Below are 17,454 nucleotides of genomic sequence, written 5' to 3' on the forward strand. Positions count from 1 at the left end.
CGAGGGCCGTTCATCGCGAACGGCCCTCGGCTTTTCAGAACGCGTAATACGGCCCGTTTCCTGCGGGCGTCGCGCGTCCTTCGAGCGCCGTGAACACGCGTCTCCCAAAGAAGAATGGCAAGCCCCAGTCGAAGTATCCGCTCGACGGTCCGGCGAGATTGCTGAACGCAAAATTGCCGCTTGCGATCAACGTAGTCGATTGCGCGACGCTGAACGAGACGTCTGTCGTGATGCCGCTCGTCGAACGCACGGTCGCGCTCAAGGCTTGCGTCGCCGCCGGGCAATACCACGCGCCGCATGTCGTGATGCTCGTCGAAGGGAAGAACAACCCATTCGATCCGCTGTCGATGAAGCTCGTCCCATACTGACTGCCGCCGAAGCTCGTCGACACATAGCCGGAAGACGAACTCGATTTCAACACCGTCGCCGTGCCGAGTAGATTGTTCGCCTGCGTACCGATGCCGAAGGTCATCGTCCCCGTGACCGCGGATGCGCCTGCGGCTGGAATGGCGGGGAGTTCGATCAGCACGCCGTTGTTGTCGGCGGCGAAATTGGCGACCGGATTGGTCACCTGCTGCGCAACCGGCAAGCTGCTCGCCGTGCAACCGCCGCCTGCGTTGCAGGTGTAGTACCAGCGTGGCATGGCGGAGGCGGCGCAGCCCGCGCCGCAATCGGCGGCGAACGGACCGACGCCGAGAATGCCGTTGCCGCGCGGCTTCGATGCGTCGAGCATCGGCAGGCCGGACTGTGCGCAATCGGCGGGCGCCGTGGGCGTCGATGCATCGGCGATCAACTGCACGGAGGTTGCCCCCGCCACTTGGCCGGCGAGCCGCACATCGGCGGTGCGCACGGCGCCCCATGTGTAGCCCGTGCCAAACACCGAGCATTCGGCGACGAACCCGTTCGAACCGCTTGAAGCGACGAGCGGCAGCGCGATTTGCGAGTTCAGTGCCGACGCCAGCACGCGCAGCCCGTGCGAGCCGGTATCGACCTGGATGTTGTCGATGGTCTGGCAGGTATTCGTGCCCGGCACGCAGATAGTGACGCTCGTCTGCAGCATGTTGCGCGTGCGAGTTGGCGTGCTGGTGACGGTGATGGTCTGCACGTTCGGCGTGGTCGATTGCACGACGGTGGTGGAGTCGGCGCTCGGTGCGGATGCCGCGCTGGCGGCGCTTGCCGCGGCCGGGACGCTTGCCGTGCCCGGCGCGCTGGCCGTCGCGGGCGCGCTGGCTTGTGCAGGCGCGGCGGGTGCCGGCGTGGCGCTGTCGGAACCGCCGCCACCGCCGCATGCGGTCAAGGTCAGTGCGGTGACGATAAGAAGCGTGAGATGCGTGCGAATAGGCATGCGTGCCTCCATCGTCATTGAATATCGGCGGTGGATACGCCAACTGGAAGCGCGCTCACGAGCCATGCGCGGCCACTGAACTCACGCAGCCGCACGTGATTTTCGACGACGAGATCGCCATTCGCGATGCGCGTCGCGTGCAGACCGGCATCGCCCGAAGAAGCGTTCGCGCCGTCCTTGAAGCGCTGAAAGTACGCGCCGAGCAGCGCTTCTGTGTCGGGCATGGCCGGTCCGCGCCAGGAGATTGCGTACACGGCGCCGCTGGCTGCGACGTATTCGCGCACGACGATGCCGTTCGCGTCCGTCGTTTCGACGTAATCGAGCAGGCCGTGCGTCGATCGATGCGCGACGACACCTGGCGAAAATACGGCGCTGCGCGCTATCGCGCCGAGTTGCGCTTGTGCAGGCGCGGCCATCGATCCGCCGAGCGCGATGCAGGCCGCCGCGAGGTAATGAGGATTTCTTAGCGTATGTCTTGGCGTAGTCACGTGTTCCTCTCTCAGTTTCACTCAGATAATTCTTAATTTTGAGAGCGATTCTAGAGGGAAGAAGGGGATGGGCGATACCGTCGCCCGAGGCACTCGAAAGCCGCGAAAAGCCTTCGAAAGACGGGCGTGGTGCCTTGAAAATCAGTACGTTACGAAGCTCGAAAAGCCAAATCGCCTATTTTTGAGACTGTCATAAATTGTCATTTCGAGGCGAAGACGATTTAATGGCTTGGGTGCATCCATGCCTTTTGACCGCAACAAAAGCGCATTCGCTGCCGATGGCGAATTGCCAACAAATCTCGGCGACAAAAAGCATCCAGTTTCCGTGGATCAATATCGCGACGAGCGTCGCGGAAAACGAAACCGGCCTCTTTTTGCCAGAGACACCGCCAGACCGGTAAAATGCTGGGTTGATCCACGGAAGAACCCGTGGCGTTGCGGAAGGACTTTCCAGACATGACAGATTTTCGTGTAACCAGGCGGGTTGCTGCGGTCGTCGCAGTGGCAGGAATCGTGGCGGGTTGCGGCACGTCTTCACCTAACGCGATCAACTACAAGAGCGATCAGCGCTCCAAGCAGGAAACCCTCGCGAATCCGCCGAACCTGCTCGACGAAGCCGTCGATCAGCGTTCGCTGCCGCCACAGGGCGGGCAGACATCCCTTTCCGATCTGCAGCAAGTCCAGAAGGTCGCACCCACCGCGCCCACGGTGGTGCCGCCAATCACGGGCATGCGCATTCAGCGCGATGGCGCCGAGCGCTGGCTCGTCGTCGACGACCGCGCGCCCGATCAGGTCTGGCCGCAGATCCGCCGGTTTTGGCAAGAGCAGGGCTTCTTGCTCGTCGTCGATCAACGCGATAAAGGCGTGATGGAAACCGACTGGAACGAAACGCATCCGCAAATTTCAGATGGCCTGATTCGCGACACGCTCTCCAAGGCCACGGGCAATTCCTATGTCACGGCCGAGCGCAACAAATACCGCACGCGTCTCGAAGCGGCGCCCAACGGCGGCACGTACGTGTTCATCAGCCAGAAGGGCATGCGTGAAGCGTTGACCGGCGTGAACAACGACACGAGCCAGTGGCAGGCGCGTCCGAACGACCCCGCGCTCGAAAACGAATACCTGCGCCGTTTGATGACTTCGCTTACCAACGCGGACACGCGTCAAGCGGGCGGCACGTCTTTGCCGGGCGCGACCGCCGCGGCGGCGAGCGCCAAGGCTGGCGACAAGAAGGCTGCATCGGTTGCCGCGCACAACGCGGCCAACGCAGGCAACAGCCCCATTCGCAACGAAGCCGTACCCGAAGCCACGACATCGGAGCTGACCCTGCCCGAAGCCTACGACCGCGCGTGGCTGCGCGTGGGCATCGCGCTGGATCGGGCGAACTTCACCGTGGACGATCGCGACCGTGGCCGTGGCGTCTACTATGTGCGTTACGTCGATCCGAACGACAAGACATCGGCCGAGCAGGGCTTTTGGAGCCAAGTGTTCCACGGCCGCAAGGAAATGGTCGCGAAGCAATATCAGGTCAACGTGCGCGCGGTCACCGAACAGCAAACACGCGTCGCAATCGTCGACGACAAAGGTCAGCTCGATTCGTCGCCGCAAGCGCGTCAGATCATGGCCTTGTTGGCCGGTCAGATCGGCTGATCATCGCGTTCGCAGCCTTCGGGCTCTCATCGTGTGCAAACCGCCTCGTCATCGAGGCGGTTTTTTTTCGTCAACCTTTCTCGGCGCGACAAGTTAAGCCGATAGCGAAAAAATCGGTCGTGCGAGTGAACGCATATGCGAGCGTTCCGCGCTTATTGCGCAGAGGATTCTTTCTATCGCGCTATGTGCGCAAAAGCTTATAGAAAACGACCGAGTGGACAGTACATTACGTCATCGGCGAACACGGTACAGCGAAGCGCCGGTACAGGACAAACGAATAATGGTTCGCGTTCTCGCGAACCCCGATGGCCCCGTCGCCTATCCTCGTAGGGCGACGGTTTTTACCCGCGTTTCATTCGGAACGCGGGTTTTTTCTTTGTGGATCGAAAACGGCAAAGTGCGCCGCGCGCGGTTATGCTTCGCGTTCCATCCCAACATTGAAACGAGGAGAACACTTATGTCGGAAGTCGCTGTCGTCGCTATTTTTGTCGCGAAGCCAGGCAAGGAAGAGGAACTCAGGAAAGTGCTCGAAGCGAATGTCGAGCCGACTCGCAAGGAACGCGGTGCGTTGCAATACGACTTGCATCGCGATGTGAAGGAACCGCGCCGCTTCATCTTCGTCGAGCGTTGGGAAAGCGAAGAGGCACTCGCCGAGCACGGCAAGTCCGCGCATATCCAGGCGTTTCGCGCCAAGTCGCCGGAACTGGCCGAGCACGGCGAGGTTCACGTCGCAGGCAAGATTCTCTGAACTGCGGCGTGAATGAACGGCGCGGATGCCGTTGGGTCGTTAGTGTGTTTCGTGCGGGACGTCGAGGATCAGAATGATGGTCCAGTCCGCATCGCCGTCGTGATGATATTGACGCTCGGCCACGATAAACGGTTGCTGCTTGCCTGACGGCCCAAGGAAAAGCACATCGCCTTCCATCGGCAGACATTCGACCGGCGGCAGTGCCAGATAGGCGTCCTTGCTGGCGTTGCGCGGCATCAGTTTCTCGATTTTGCGCGATGCCGCCTCGGTCCATTCGATATCGAGCTGGATATTGCTCATGCTGTCGTTCGCACGGTCAGTGCGCTCCACGGTTGAATCGTTAAAAAGACGATGCGCAATGTAGCACACGCCATGCGCGATTCGTTCGCCACGTCTCAATGAACAAACGGCCCGCAGGCCGTTTGTTCGCAATGCACGTTTTGCGATGAACGACTCAACCTTCGCGGGTCAGATCGCCTCGTAAAGCGGCAGGGTCAAAAATTCGGTGAACTGCGCCGAAGTCGACATCTCTTCGAAGATCTTGGCCGCGCGTTCGTAAGGCTTGGTATCGCTGCCCGCGCCGCCGACCAACTGCTTCACCTTCTCGAGTTCGTCGATGGTGATCTCCCGCACCATCGCTGCCGTGACCTTGCGGCCATCGTCGAGCTTGCCCTTCGGCGAACGAATCCACTGCCACACTTGCGAACGCGAAATCTCGGCGGTCGCGGCATCTTCCATCAGATTATGGATCGGCACGCAGCCATTGCCCGCGAGCCACGAACCGAGATAGTGAATGCCCACGTTCACGTTATTGCGCAAACCGGCTTCGGTGATTGGCTCTTCCGGACGGAAATCGAGCAGATCGTGTGAGCTCACCTGTACGTCGTCACGTTGCTTCGCGATCTGATTCGGCTTGTCGCCGAGCACTTTCACAAATTCTTCCATCGCAATGGGCACGAGTCCCGGATGCGCGACCCAGCCGCCGTCGTAACCGTCGGTGGCATCGCGCGCCTTGTCGGAACGTACGCCGCCCATCGCTTTTTCGTTCGCGGCGGGATCGTTCTTGATCGGAATCAGCGCCGCCATGCCGCCGATAGCCGGCGCATTGCGCTTGTGGCACGTCTTCAGCAATTCGAGCGCATATGCGCGCATGAAGGGCACAGTCATCGTGATCTTGGCGCGATCGGCGAGGCAGAAGTTTGGATCGTTCTTGAACTTCTTGATCGCGGAAAAGATGTAATCCCAGCGGCCTGCGTTCAGGCCGGAGCTATGTTCGCGCAGTTCGTACAGAATCTCGTCCATTTCAAAGGCGGCGAGAATGGTTTCGACCAGCACGGTCGCGCGAATCGTCCCGCGCGCAATGCCCACGCTTTCCTGCGCCGCGATGAAGATGTCGTTCCACAGACGCGCTTCGAGATGGCTCTCCATCTTCGGCAGATAGAAGTAGGGGCCGCTGCCGCGCGCGATCAGTTCCTTCGCGTTGTGATACAGGAACAGCGCGAAGTCGAAGATGCCGCCCGAGACGCGCTCGCCATCGACCGTCACGTGTTTCTCATCCAGATGCCAGCCGCGCGGACGCACGATCAACGTGGCGACCTGGTCGTTGAGCTTGTATGACTTGCCGTTCTGTTCGAGCGAGATGGTGCGGCGCACGGCCTCCATCAGATTGAGCTGGCCGGTGATCTGGTTGTCCCAACTCGGCGCGTTCGAATCCTCGAAGTCGGTCATGTACGAATCCGCGCCGGAGTTGAGCGCGTTGATGATCATCTTGCGCTCGACCGGACCGGTGATCTCCACACGACGGCATTGCAGGTCCTTCGGCAACGGCGCCACTTTCCAGTCGCCTGCGCGAATCGATTCGGTCGATGCGAGGAAGTCGGGACGCTCGCCTGCGTCGAGCCGCCGGGTACGGTCGATACGCGCGGCGAGCAGTTCGCGGCGACGCGGCTCGAAACGGCGATGCAGCGATGCAACGAGCGCGAGCGCCTCGGGCGTGAGGACGGTTTCGAAGCCCGGCTTGATCTCGGCCGCGATGCGCATGCCCTCGGGCAACGACAGCGGATGCGATTGCGATGTCTGCGTCATGTTCAAATCTCCTTGGTCGGTCAGACGGTTTTGCTTGTAGCGGTGAAGCGGTAAATCAGTTGCGCGGCGCCCGGCGCGCACCACGTAAGGGAATGTCCTGTGGCTTGCATCCACCTTCGATGAATTCGATCAGTTCGGCCATGCCGCGTCCCGTTGCACGGGGCGCGAGCCCGAGTTCTTCAACCGGCAAGCCGGCGCGATTGATCCAGAACGTCGTGTAGCCGAACCAGGTCGCGCCCGCGATATCCCAGCCGTTCGACGACACGAACACGATCTCGCGCGCCGCCGCGCCGAAAGCGCGCGTGCCGAGTTCGTACGCGGCGGCGGCGGGCTTGTAGGCGCGCACCGCATCGACGGAAAGCACGTGGTCGAAGAGGCCCGTCATGCCCGCGCTTTTGATGGCGATATCGAGCATCGGCGGATTGCCGTTGGACAGGATCGCGAGGGGAATGCTTGCGCGCTCGCGCCATTGTTTGAGCGCGGTCACGGTATCGGGGAACGCGGACAGGCAGGCGTATTCGTCCATCAGACGCTTCTCGGCGGCGCTGGTGAGGGCATCGGCAAGACCGAGGCGGGCGGCGGCGTGGCGCAGGGCATCGATCGTGATGTCCCAGAACGGCGCGTAATGGCTACCCGACGGATCGGCGAGCGTGCGCAACTGCGTGTATTCGATCTGCTTTTGCCGCCAGAGCTGCGAGAGCGGCTCGCCCTTGCCGGGAAACAGTTGCTCGGCCACCGAGACGACCGAGTGAACGTCGAAGAGCGTGCCGTAGGCATCGAAAATCACTGCGCGGGGAGATGGGTGTGTCGTTATGGCCGACATAGCCGTGCGCTCCATGTAGAGGTCGGGTTGGATTGTATTGGTGATCGTAGTGAAGGAAAAAGCATCGCCGGATCACTTGATCTTTTACTTTTTAATACCTAATCTGAGCGCGAGTCCCGCATTTGACGAAAAAAACGCATGGATCGATTCAAGCAGATTGAGACGTTCGCGGCCGTGGCGGCAAAAGGCAGCTTGTCGGCGGCGGCGCAGGCGGAAGGCATCGCGCCCGCGGTGATCGGCAGGCGGCTCGACGCGCTGGAAGAACGGCTCGGCGTCAAGCTGCTCGTGCGCACGACGCGCAAGATCACGCTGACGTTCGAAGGCTCGGCGTTTCTCGAAGACTGCCAGCGCATCATCAACGACATGCAGAACGCGGAATCGAGCGTGTCGGCGGGCGGCGTGAAGGCGAGCGGGCATCTGCGCGTGTCGGCGCCGGCGGGCTTCGGGCGGCGTCACGTCGCGCCGCTCGTGCCGAAATTCACGACGCTGCATCCGGACGTTTCCGTGAGCCTCGATCTCACCGACCGCATGGTCGATCTCGTCAACGAAGGCTTCGATTGCGCCGTGCGTCTCGGCGAGTTGCCGGATTCGTCGCTCGTGTCGCTCAAACTCGGCGAGAACCGGCGCGTGTGCGTGGCGTCGCCCGACTATCTCGCGAAATTCGGTGAACCCGCGGACCTCGCGGCGCTTGCGCATCACAACTGTCTCGCGCTTGGGGCATCGGCGAATCAGCAGCGCGGCTGGGTGTTTCAGCAAGATGGCAAGGTAGTGACGATCAAAGTCTCCGGCACGATGGAGTGCTCGGACGGCGCCGTGCTGCACGAGTGGTGCATGGAAGGGCGCGGGCTCGCGTGGCGGTCGTGGTGGGAGGTGGGCGAGGATATCGGCGCGGGACGCCTCGAGAGCGTGCTCGATGCGTTCGCCGCGCCGCCTATCGGCATCCACGCCGTTTTTCCGCAACGCCGGCACTTGCCGTTGCGTGTGCGTCTTTTTCTCGATCTGCTCAAGCATACGTATAACGCTTCGGGATACTGGGGATGAACCGCCCTTGATCGCGCGTTTGCGGCACTAGAATGAAAGCACGCACCGACGCCCGAAGGAGGACGCCATGTTCAAACACATCCTTGTGCCGACGGACGGTTCCGAACTGTCGCAAAAGGCCATCGACGGCGCGATCGACCTCGCGCAATCCGTTGGCGCACGCATCACGGCTTACGCGTGCCTGCCGCAATACCCTTATTCGCCTTTCGCCGATGTCGCCGTCGAACCACCCGACGACTTCCACACGCGCGCCGAACGCGAAGCCCGCGATCATCTGCGCGCCGTCGAACGCGCGGCGATCGCGGCAGGCGTGGCGTGCGACAGCGTGACGAGCATCGACGCGGCGCCGTATATCGGCATCATCGAGGCGGCGGAGGGCAACGGCTGCGACGTGATCCTGATGGCCTCGCACGGCAGACGCGGGCTTGGCAGTCTCCTGATCGGCAGCGAGACACAGCGCGTGCTTACGCATACCAAGATTCCGGTCATCGTCTATCGGTGACAGGTCACGGTGAAATGAAAAACGGCGGCCATGTCGCCACGGCCGCCGTCGGTTTTACTGCGCTCCCTGATTCAGCCTGCCGCTTTTACGCGACCTTTTTGTCGAAGAACTGCTCGTCTTCCGTCGATCCATGCAGCGCGGTCGTCGATGCGTCGCGTTCGACCGTTTGCGTGACGGCATCGAAATAGCCGGTGCCCACTTCGCGTTGATGCTTGACCGCCGTGAAACCCTTGTCGGCGGCAGCGAATTCGGCTTGCTGCAGTTCGACGAAGGCGCTCATCTGCGAGCGGGCGTAGCCGTGCGCGAGGTTGAACATCGAGTAGTTCAGCGCGTGGAAACCCGCGAGCGTGATGAACTGGAACTTGTAGCCCATTGCGCCGAGTTCGCGCTGGAACTTGGCGATGGTCGCGTCGTCCAGATTCTTCTTCCAGTTGAACGACGGCGAGCAGTTGTACGAGAGCATCTTGCCCGGGAACTGCTTGTGGATGGCTTCGGCGAATTTCTTCGCGTATTCCAGGTCCGGCTTGCCGGTTTCGCACCATACGAGGTCCGCATACGGCGCGTAGGCGAGGCCGCGCGACACTGCCTGATCCAGCCCCGGACGCGTGCGATAGAAGCCCTCCACGGTGCGCTCGCCGGTCAGGAACGGCTTGTCGTTGTCGTCGATGTCGGACGTGACGAGATCGGCGGCTTCGGCATCCGTGCGCGCAATGACGAGCGTCGGCGTGCCGCAGACGTCGGCGGCGAGACGCGCGGCCGTCAGCTTCGCGACGTTCTCACGCGTGGGCACCAGCACCTTGCCTCCCATGTGGCCGCACTTTTTCACCGACGCCAACTGGTCCTCGAAGTGCACGCCCGCTGCGCCGGCTTCGATCATCGCCTTCATCAGTTCGAAGGCGTTGAGCACGCCGCCGAAACCGGCTTCGGCATCCGCGACGATCGGCGCGAAGTAATCGACGTAGCCGGCATCGCCCGGATTCTTGCCTTCGGACCATTGAATCTGATCGGCGCGCGTAAGCGTGTTGTTGATGCGCTTCACGACGAGGGGCACCGAGTTCGCCGGATACAACGACTGATCCGGATACATCTCGCCCGCGACATTGGCATCGCCCGCGACTTGCCAGCCGGACAGGTAGATGGCCTTGAGGCCGGCTTTCACCTGCTGCATCGCCTGATTGCCAGTCAATGCGCCAAGCGCGTTGACGAACGGCTCTTCATGAATCGACGCCCACAGCTTTTCAGCGCCACGCCGCGCGAGCGTGTGCTCGACCGGCACGGAGCCGCGCAGACGCACCACGTCCTCCGCCGAATAGCTGCGCTTGACACCTTTCCAGCGCGAATCCGTTTCCCATTCCTGATGGAGTTGTTGGGCTTGCTGTTGACGTGAGGTCATGGCGTTTCTCCTTGAGATTGAACTGAGTTCCTTGGCGATTTGAGCTTCGTGCGCCGACGTCGGCGGTTTCGTTTGCTCAACTCTTATATAAGAGTCTAGGCAAATTGCCGCGCGCAACACAGTCCTTGCAGAGAGATTTTCGTATAAATATTTTCGTTAAAATACAGGGAGATGGAATAATATTTCCACGATGCGAAATACGGTTTTCCATCTTGCAATGCCCGACGTTGTGCCGCGCAGCACGTCTTTTGCGACGCAAAAGATCATTGCACATCGTGAAATATGGCGAGCGGACGAAAAAAAACCGACGCGCGAGGCATCGGTTTTTTTTGTGCTATCGGGCAAACGGCTTTTATAGCCGCTCTGCCCTTTAAGCGATCAAGGCTTAGCTGCCGCGGCGCGGGGCGCGCGGACCATCGCTGCGGCGGGCGAAACCGTCGCGCTGGCCACCGAAACCGCCATCGCGCGAACCGCCACGATAACCGCCTTCGCTGCCGCCGGCGTTGGTGCCGCGATAGCCGCCGCCTTCACCGCGATACCCGCCTTCGCGCGAACCGGTGCTCGGCTTGTTACCGTATCCGCTGGCGTTGGATGCGCCGTAGCCACGGCCACCGCCGTTACCGCTGCCGCCATTGCCACCGCCGCTGCCGAAGCGACGACCGCCGCCATTGCCGCCGCCCGGACGACCACGGCCGCCAGCGCCGCCACCGAAACCACCCTTAGGCGGCGACTTGCGCGGCTCGAAGCCGACCACGACGTTCACCGGCAGCGGCGAACGCACGAAGCGCTCGATACGCTTCAGCGCGCCGATTTCAGCGTAATGCACGAGGCTCACCGCGATGCCGCTGCGGCCCGCGCGACCCGTGCGGCCGATACGGTGCACGTAGTCTTCCGCGAACTTCGGCAGATCGTAGTTGAACACGTGCGTGATGCCGGGAATGTCGATACCGCGTGCAGCCACGTCGGTCGCGACCAGCACGCGAACGCGCTTTTCGCGCAGCGCGCGGATCGTGCGATTGCGTGCACCTTGCGGCAGGTCGCCGTGCAATGCGGCGGAATCGAAGCCAGCGTCCGACAGACGGTTGGCGATCAGGTCCGCGTCGCTCTTGGTCGCCGTGAAGACGATTGCCTGATCGAGGCCTTCGTCGCGCAGGAGATGGTCGAGCAGACGATCCTTGTGATCGCGGTCATCGACGTAATGCACGTGTTGCGCGATGTTGTCGCGCGCTTCGAGCTTCTGAACGATCTCGATGCGCTCAGGGTCCTTCAACAGACGGCCGGTAAGTGAAGCGATCTTGCCGTCGATGGTGGCCGAGAACAGCAGCGTCTGACGCGAAGCTGGCGTGGCGGCAACGATCGTTTCGATGTCGTCGATGAAGCCCATGTCCAGCATGCGGTCGGCTTCGTCGAGCACGAGCATGTCGAGAGTCGACAGGTCGATACGGCCACGTTCGAGGTGATCGATCAAGCGACCCGGCGTGGCGACGAGAATCTCAGGGTTCTTCGCAAGCAGCATCAATTGCTGGCCGTAAGCCACGCCGCCGAGAATGCTGACCGTGCGCAGACGCTTCAGATGACGGCCATAGGTCGTCGCGGCAGCGGAAACCTGCATGGCGAGTTCGCGGGTCGGCGTGAGCACGAGCAGACGCGGGCGCGCGACGGGTTGCTGACGGCGCACCGGCTTGGCATTCGGGTCACGCGGGGCGCGCGGTTGCTGCGCCTGGAGCTTCTCCATTTGCGCGAATTTTTCGATGGCGGGCAGCATGAACGCGGCCGTCTTGCCCGAACCGGTCGGGCTGGAGACGAGCAGATCGCGGCCGGCGAGCGCTGCGGGAATCGCGCGCTGCTGAACCGGCGTCGGCGACTGATAGCCTGCGGCGGTCAGCGCGGAGACGATGTCGGCGGACAGGCCAAGCGACTCGAACGTCGGGCCTTCGGGTTGTGCCACGGCTTGTACTGCGGGTGCTGCGGGGAGGTCTAGTGCTTGTGCTGCGATGTTGTCCAACGGGCTGGGGGTAATGCTCGAAGTCATGTCGATCCTTGAAACGGGAAATGAGGCGTCGGCGCCAATCGGCATACCCAGGTCGTTGGATTCAGCGAGCGAAGAAACAGCGAGCAAATCGAAAAACGGGGGCCACTCGCACGCATAAGCGGCGAGAATCTTTTTAGAAGCTGTATAGGATACGGCAGACCCGAGGGGCGCTGACGTCAGCCTGATGCATGACGGGCCGATAGATGCGAACAACACAACGCGCTAATACAACACGCAGACGGCCTGGCAGGGAGGGGACAGTTTCTAAACTGGATTGGGGCAAAACGCTACGAAACGCTTTGTTGCTCGGAGGATCACCGATCTTGCTTGGGTCTTTCTCGGGTGATGCAACTTACAGTCAAGCGCTGACCGCTAGTATATCGTAGTTTGTTGCACCGCGCCACATGATGAAGCACCTGCGCGCCAATTTCGGGCATCGAAGCGCGCCGGCATGCTCAGCTCGTGAATTAGTCAGCGTCGCCGCGTCTGAGCGAATCGACCAATTCCACGTAACGCCGCTTGGCGTCGTCGGCGGGTGTGCCTTTGAGCGCGGCCCAGGCTTCGTACTTGTACTTGCCGGCGATATCGGTGAAGCCTGGCTTGTCGCCTTGAACGTCGCCGAGACTGCCTTGCTTGAATAGCGCATACAGGCGCAGCAGCGTGAGATTGCCGGGGCGCTCGGTCAACTGCGTGACATCATTCTGCGCCTGGGCGAATTGCTGATCGATCTCGGTCATGCGCGTTTCTCCTGCGAGTCTTTGGGCTGCCGATCTTAGCAAGCGCATTCTCCCGAATGGGTCGAGGTTTTCTTCGAACCGAGCGAAGCCTCCAGAGCCCACGCATCGCCGAAAACGCGTCGCGCCGATTCAGATGGCGCGAAAGCGTCGCGGGTCCCGCATTACAATACCGGCTATGACACGCACCGTTCTGCTCGCCCTCGATACCTCGACGGAGTTCTGCTCCGTTGCGCTCTTGCTCGCCAATTCTTCTTCTCCTTCCGATACCGTCGCCCCGCAATACGCACACGACGATCTACGCGTCTGGTATCGCCACGAGGCGACGGGCGCGGTATCCAGCACGCGGTTGCTGCCCGCGGTGCGCGAGTTGTGCGAGGACGCTGGCGTCACGCTTGCCGAATGTTCGGCGATCGCGTTCGGCGCGGGTCCGGGCTCCTTCACGGGATTGCGCACCGCGACAGGCGTCGCGCAGGGTTTGGCGTTCGGCTTGAACGTGCCGGTCGTGCCCGTGAGCACGCTCTTCGCATGCGTACAAGCGGCGCGCCTGCACGACGCAGCGCTGCCAGCGCGCGTGCTCGTCGCACTCGATGCACGCATGGACGAAGTCTACTGGGCCGACTTCGAGTTCGACGATGCAACGGGCGCATGGCGCACGCTGCATCCCGCATCGCTCGATGCACCGGCGGCCGTACCGCTTCCCGATGTCCCCTTTGCGCTCGCGGGCAACGCTGCAACGGCTTTTGGCGAGCGTTTTCCCGCGCTTGCAGCCGCGACGGTCGTCGATCGTCATGCCTTGCCGCACGCGCTTCCCGTCGCGCTGATCGCGCTTCGCGAATGGCGCGCGGGACGGGCGATTGCACCTGAACTCGCCGCACCCGACTATATCCGCGACAAGGTGGCGCAAACGACGGCGGAGCGCATGCAGGCGCGCGCCGCATCGGGCGAGGGGGCGCTGCGGTGAGCGGCGTGCTGCTGGCGGACCGGTATCTGACGCCGATGACCGAGGCCGATCTCGACGAAGTCGCCGCCGTCGAAAAGATGGCGTACGAGTTTCCGTGGAGCCGCGGCAATTTTCAGGACTCGTTGCGCAATGGTTATTACGGCGTGTGCTTGCGGCATGTGACGGGCACGCTCATCGGCTATTGCGTGCTGATGCCGGTCGTCGATGAAATGCATCTGCTCAACCTGTGCGTCGCGCCGAGTGCGCAGCGCGCTGGAGCGGGGCTCACGCTGTTGCGCGAGGCGGTGCGCATCACGCGCACGGAAAAGCTCGAAGGCGTGTTGCTCGAAGTGCGGCCGTCGAACCCGCGTGCCATTCAGCTTTACGAGCGCTTTGGCTTCGTGGCCATCGGGCGCCGGAAGAATTATTATCCCGCGCGGCACCGTTCGCGCGAGGACGCAATCGTCATGCGTCTGTCGTTTCCGAAGGAGAGTGCGCATGGCGCTCGATGATCTGCTTGTGGAAGAACTCGGCTTTGGGCCGGTGTGGGTGCGGCGGCGGGTGAGCGAGGCGGGTGGCGCGTCTTCGGCTTCCTTGACGTTGCCATCGGATGTTGCAGTCGAGGCGCGGCTTTCGCGTTCGTCGCGTGGCGAAGTGGCAAGTCCGGGTGCGGATAAGGCGGCATCGTTGGCTTCGAAAACATCGGAGGCGCGGTTGACGCCTCTTCCGGCAGCCAATCCACACGACGCATCGGCGACGCGTCGGGGAGATGTGGCGAGCCCAACCTCGCGCGATTCGCTGCCGAACCAAGCGCCTGAAGGTCTTGCGCAACACGCATCGCCTGATGCCTTGGCCCACCAACCGCGCTTACGCGAAGCCGGAGCCGAAGCCGAAGCCGAAGCCGTCACTCGCGCCGATCGCGAACCGGCACGCGCCGCACGCGAACCAAGCCCGCCTCAAGACCACGAAGCCCCTTTCGAAGCCTACGACGATCTCCCGTGGACCGACGATGCGCCGTTTTACGCACCGTCGCCCGCCGCAGCCGACGCCCCGAGCGACATCCATACGCTCGATTGGGACACGCTCGCCGCGCGCGTTGCCGGTTGCGAACGCTGCCGCCTGTGCGAGCGCCGCACCAACACGGTGTTCGGCGTCGGCGACCGCGAAGCGGATTGGCTGCTCATCGGCGAGGCGCCCGGCGAGAACGAGGACAAGGAAGGCGAACCGTTCGTCGGCCAGGCCGGCAAGCTGCTCGACAACATGCTGCGCGCGCTCGAACTGTCGCGCGAGTCGAACGTCTTCATCACCAACGTGTTGAAGTGCCGTCCGCCCGGCAATCGCAATCCGGAACCCGAGGAAGTCGCGCGCTGCGAGCCTTATCTGCAACGTCAGGTCGAGCTCGTCAAGCCGAAGATCATCGTCGCGCTCGGGCGCTTCGCGGCGCAGAGTCTTCTCAAGACAGACGGCAGCATCGCGTCGATGCGCGGCCGCGTGCATGAATATCGCGGCGTGCCGGTGGTGGTCACGTATCACCCCGCGTATCTGCTGCGCAGCCTGCCCGACAAGGCCAAGGCCTGGGCGGATCTGTGCCTCGCGCGCGGCACGTACCGGGATGCGCTCGCCGCGCTCGGCGTCGAGGCGGGCGCGCAGGAAGGACGAAAGGGCGGCCGCTGATGTCGGCGCCATCGCCGGATTTCGCGCGCATCGTCGATGGTTTCGGCGACACGACGGTGCGGGATCTGGCGTGGCTGCTACTCTCGCCGGACTTGCTCGACGAGCATCATGCGGGCGCGCGGCTCGCTCATCCCTTCGACTCGGAAGCAATGCGGCGAACGACGCTCGCGTGGCTCGCCGAACTCGATGCCGCGCCCGACGCGCTCCACGCCCACACGCGCAACCCAAAGAGCACTCGGCTCGGCATCTATGCGGAAAGCCTGCTGGAATTCTTCCTGACGCACGGGCCGGCGGCGCGCCTGATCGCCGCGAACGTGCAGATACGGCGTCAGCGTCGCACCATCGGCGAATGCGATTTTCTGCTCGAAACGGCGGACGGCGCGCGGCTGCATTGGGAACTCGCGGTGAAGTTTTATCTGCATATCGGCAAACCTGTCGCGCAAAGCGGTGGCGAGATCGACGCGCCGTCCGGTGCGCGTCTGCCGGATCGCTTCGCCGGTGAACACGCCGCGCAAGGCGGTGTCGATATCGACGCGTCGTCAGGCGCGCGTCTGCCAGGCCGCATTGTCGGTGAACGCGCCGCGCAAAACGTCGGCGCTGACGCCGCGTCGCCAAGTTCACGACTCTCCGACTACGTGGGACCGAACTTGCAGGATCGCTTCGATCTGAAACATGCGCGCTTGCTGACGCATCAGTCCACGCTGACGGCGCGCCCTGAGTTCATCGCGCTGGGTTACGAAGGACCGTGGGAGCCGCGCTTGTTCATCAAGGGGCGGCTCTTCTATCGCGATGAAGGCGTCGCGAGCGCGCCTGAAATCGGCGAGCAGCATTTGCGCGGCTGGTGGATGACGGCTTCCGACTGGCGCGAGAAGCGTGGCACGGCAAGCAATGCCCACGATGAGCGCGCGTGGATCGTGCAGCCACGACTCGCGTGGCTGGCTTCGCGGCGGCTCCGCGCAGACGATGCTGACGCGTTGTTGGCCGAGGCATCGGTGATTCATGCGCGTCTGCAAGAGATTGCCATGCCGACGATGATCGCGGCTTATCGACGCGATGATGCGGGCAACTGGAGCGAGGAATCGCGCGGCTTTATCGTGCCGGACGACTGGCCGGAGCGCGCGCGGATCTTTGCGGCGGCGCGGTTATAGAGCGTTCAGGCGCGCGCCGACCGCTACCACCAGCGATAAAAATGATGCACCGGCCCGACGCCGTGCCCGACATCGAGCCGCGCGCTCGCTTCGATCGCGCCCGTGAGATAGCGCTTCGCTTCAGCCGCCGCGCTCGCGAGATCGTCCGTTTGCGGAATCAGCGCCGCAATCGCCGACGACAACGTGCATCCCGTCCCGTGTGTATTCTTGAGCGGCACGCGCGCACCGTTAAGCCGCATCGAACCGCTTGCCTCGACGAGCCAGTCGGGACTATCGGCCGAAACAAGATGGCCGCCTTTCATCAGCACCGCGCGCGCGCCGAGCGAGCGCAACGCTTCGCCCTGACGGACCATTTCGTCTTCGTCGACGGCTGGCGTCGAGCCGAGCAGCGCCGCCGCCTCCGGCAGATTCGGCGTCACCAGCGTGGCAAGCGGAAGCAGTTCGTCGCGCAACGCCGCCACCGCTTCCGGCGCGAGGAGCGCGTGATTGCTCTTGGAAATCATCACGGTATCCAGCACGACATGCGTCGGCTTATGCCGCCTGAGCGCATCGGCGACGGCGCGCACGATATCCGCGTTCGCCAGCATGCCGATCTTCACCGCGTCGATGCGAATGTCGTCGAACACGGCATCGAGTTGCGCGGTGATGAACGCCGCTTCCGGCGCATGCACGGCCGTGACGCCGCACGTGTTCTGCGCCGTGAGCGCCGTGATGACGCTTGCGCCGTACGCGCCGAGCGCGGAGAACGCTTTCAGATCGGCCTGGATACCCGCGCCGCCGCCCGAGTCGGAACCGGCGATGGTGAGCACGTTGGGGATGGTTTTCGTATCGGCCATAAGGTGACGGTG

17 protein-coding genes are annotated in these 17,454 nt (G+C 62.8%); 8 read left to right on the forward strand and 9 right to left on the reverse strand.

What is annotated here, in order from left to right; all coding sequences use genetic code 11:
• Positions 1–34 precede the first annotated feature (34 nt).
• Both NCT04_RS06455 and NCT04_RS06460 read right to left on the reverse strand, forming a co-directional pair.
• The gene (locus NCT04_RS06455) at positions 35–1,345 is read right to left on the reverse strand and encodes a DUF3443 domain-containing protein (protein WP_250464446.1); all 1,311 of its coding nucleotides are present in this window, start codon (positions 1,343–1,345) and stop codon (positions 35–37) included.
• Positions 1,346–1,359: 14 nt separating this feature from the next.
• Complete coding sequence (locus tag NCT04_RS06460; RefSeq protein ID WP_244827723.1) at positions 1,360–1,833, reverse strand: DUF2844 domain-containing protein; 474 nt, start codon at positions 1,831–1,833, stop codon at positions 1,360–1,362.
• Between the two features lie 456 nt (positions 1,834–2,289).
• On the opposite strand from NCT04_RS06460, the gene bamC reads away from it, so the two are divergent.
• Positions 2,290–3,483 (forward strand): NlpB/DapX family lipoprotein, encoded by a 1,194-nt coding sequence (gene bamC / locus NCT04_RS06465; RefSeq protein WP_250464449.1) that lies wholly within the window; start codon positions 2,290–2,292, stop codon positions 3,481–3,483.
• Positions 3,484–3,940: 457 nt separating this feature from the next.
• Positions 3,941–4,231 (forward strand): putative quinol monooxygenase, encoded by a 291-nt coding sequence (locus NCT04_RS06470; protein WP_244827725.1) that lies wholly within the window; start codon positions 3,941–3,943, stop codon positions 4,229–4,231.
• Positions 4,232–4,270: 39 nt separating this feature from the next.
• Here NCT04_RS06470 and NCT04_RS06475 read toward each other — a convergent pair whose 3' ends face one another.
• The 3 genes from NCT04_RS06475 to NCT04_RS06485 all read right to left on the reverse strand — a co-directional run bounded on the left by NCT04_RS06475 (position 4,271) and on the right by NCT04_RS06485 (position 7,139).
• Complete coding sequence (locus NCT04_RS06475; RefSeq protein WP_244828011.1) at positions 4,271–4,531, reverse strand: DNA-binding protein; 261 nt, start codon at positions 4,529–4,531, stop codon at positions 4,271–4,273.
• Between the two features lie 168 nt (positions 4,532–4,699).
• Positions 4,700–6,316: a malate synthase A gene (aceB, locus tag NCT04_RS06480; protein ID WP_250464451.1), complete on the reverse strand. Its 1,617-nt coding sequence runs from the start codon at positions 6,314–6,316 to the stop codon at positions 4,700–4,702.
• A gap of 55 nt (positions 6,317–6,371) precedes the next feature.
• Complete coding sequence (locus NCT04_RS06485) at positions 6,372–7,139, reverse strand: haloacid dehalogenase type II (RefSeq protein WP_250464453.1); 768 nt, start codon at positions 7,137–7,139, stop codon at positions 6,372–6,374.
• Between the two features lie 138 nt (positions 7,140–7,277).
• On the opposite strand from NCT04_RS06485, the gene NCT04_RS06490 reads away from it, so the two are divergent.
• Both NCT04_RS06490 and NCT04_RS06495 read left to right on the forward strand, forming a co-directional pair.
• Complete coding sequence (locus tag NCT04_RS06490; RefSeq protein ID WP_250464455.1) at positions 7,278–8,180, forward strand: LysR family transcriptional regulator; 903 nt, start codon at positions 7,278–7,280, stop codon at positions 8,178–8,180.
• Positions 8,181–8,247: 67 nt separating this feature from the next.
• Positions 8,248–8,682 carry a universal stress protein gene (locus tag NCT04_RS06495; RefSeq protein WP_244827729.1) on the forward strand — a complete coding sequence of 145 codons (435 nt, stop codon included), beginning with the start codon at positions 8,248–8,250 and terminating at the stop codon, positions 8,680–8,682.
• An 85-nt stretch (positions 8,683–8,767) separates the two neighbouring features.
• On the opposite strand, the gene aceA is transcribed toward NCT04_RS06495, so the two are convergent.
• From aceA to NCT04_RS06510, 3 genes are all read right to left on the reverse strand, one after another.
• Complete coding sequence (aceA, locus tag NCT04_RS06500; protein ID WP_244827730.1) at positions 8,768–10,075, reverse strand: isocitrate lyase; 1,308 nt, start codon at positions 10,073–10,075, stop codon at positions 8,768–8,770.
• Positions 10,076–10,460: 385 nt separating this feature from the next.
• The gene (locus NCT04_RS06505) at positions 10,461–12,107 is read right to left on the reverse strand and encodes a DEAD/DEAH box helicase (RefSeq protein WP_250464456.1); all 1,647 of its coding nucleotides are present in this window, start codon (positions 12,105–12,107) and stop codon (positions 10,461–10,463) included.
• A 467-nt stretch (positions 12,108–12,574) separates the two neighbouring features.
• Positions 12,575–12,844, reverse strand: coding sequence for an acyl-CoA-binding protein (locus NCT04_RS06510; RefSeq protein ID WP_244827732.1), 270 nt, complete (start codon positions 12,842–12,844; stop codon positions 12,575–12,577).
• A 175-nt stretch (positions 12,845–13,019) separates the two neighbouring features.
• Between NCT04_RS06510 and tsaB the strand changes: the two genes are divergently transcribed.
• From tsaB to NCT04_RS06530, 4 genes are read left to right on the forward strand one after another with little or no spacing between them, the layout of a single operon-like run.
• Entirely contained in the window at positions 13,020–13,805 is a 786-nt protein-coding gene (gene tsaB, locus NCT04_RS06515) for a tRNA (adenosine(37)-N6)-threonylcarbamoyltransferase complex dimerization subunit type 1 TsaB (protein ID WP_250464457.1), read from the forward strand.
• Positions 13,802–14,296 carry a ribosomal protein S18-alanine N-acetyltransferase gene (gene rimI / locus NCT04_RS06520; protein ID WP_244827734.1) on the forward strand — a complete coding sequence of 165 codons (495 nt, stop codon included), beginning with the start codon at positions 13,802–13,804 and terminating at the stop codon, positions 14,294–14,296. Before tsaB ends, rimI begins: the two co-directional genes overlap by 4 nt.
• Entirely contained in the window at positions 14,283–15,458 is a 1,176-nt protein-coding gene (locus NCT04_RS06525) for a uracil-DNA glycosylase (RefSeq protein ID WP_250464460.1), read from the forward strand. Before rimI ends, NCT04_RS06525 begins: the two co-directional genes overlap by 14 nt.
• A complete protein-coding gene (locus tag NCT04_RS06530) occupies positions 15,458–16,606 on the forward strand; it encodes a DUF1853 family protein (protein WP_250464461.1) in 1,149 nt (382 codons plus the stop codon). The genes NCT04_RS06525 and NCT04_RS06530 overlap by 1 nt, the downstream gene beginning before the upstream one ends.
• 23 nt (positions 16,607–16,629) lie before the next feature.
• Here NCT04_RS06530 and thiD read toward each other — a convergent pair whose 3' ends face one another.
• Positions 16,630–17,442, reverse strand: a complete 813-nt coding sequence (gene thiD / locus NCT04_RS06535; protein WP_250464463.1) for a bifunctional hydroxymethylpyrimidine kinase/phosphomethylpyrimidine kinase — start codon at positions 17,440–17,442, stop codon at positions 16,630–16,632.
• Positions 17,443–17,454: the final 12 nt, after the last annotated feature.

The sequence above is a fragment of the Caballeronia sp. GAFFF2 genome, assembly GCF_023631485.1.
Classification (GTDB): domain Bacteria; phylum Pseudomonadota; class Gammaproteobacteria; order Burkholderiales; family Burkholderiaceae; genus Caballeronia.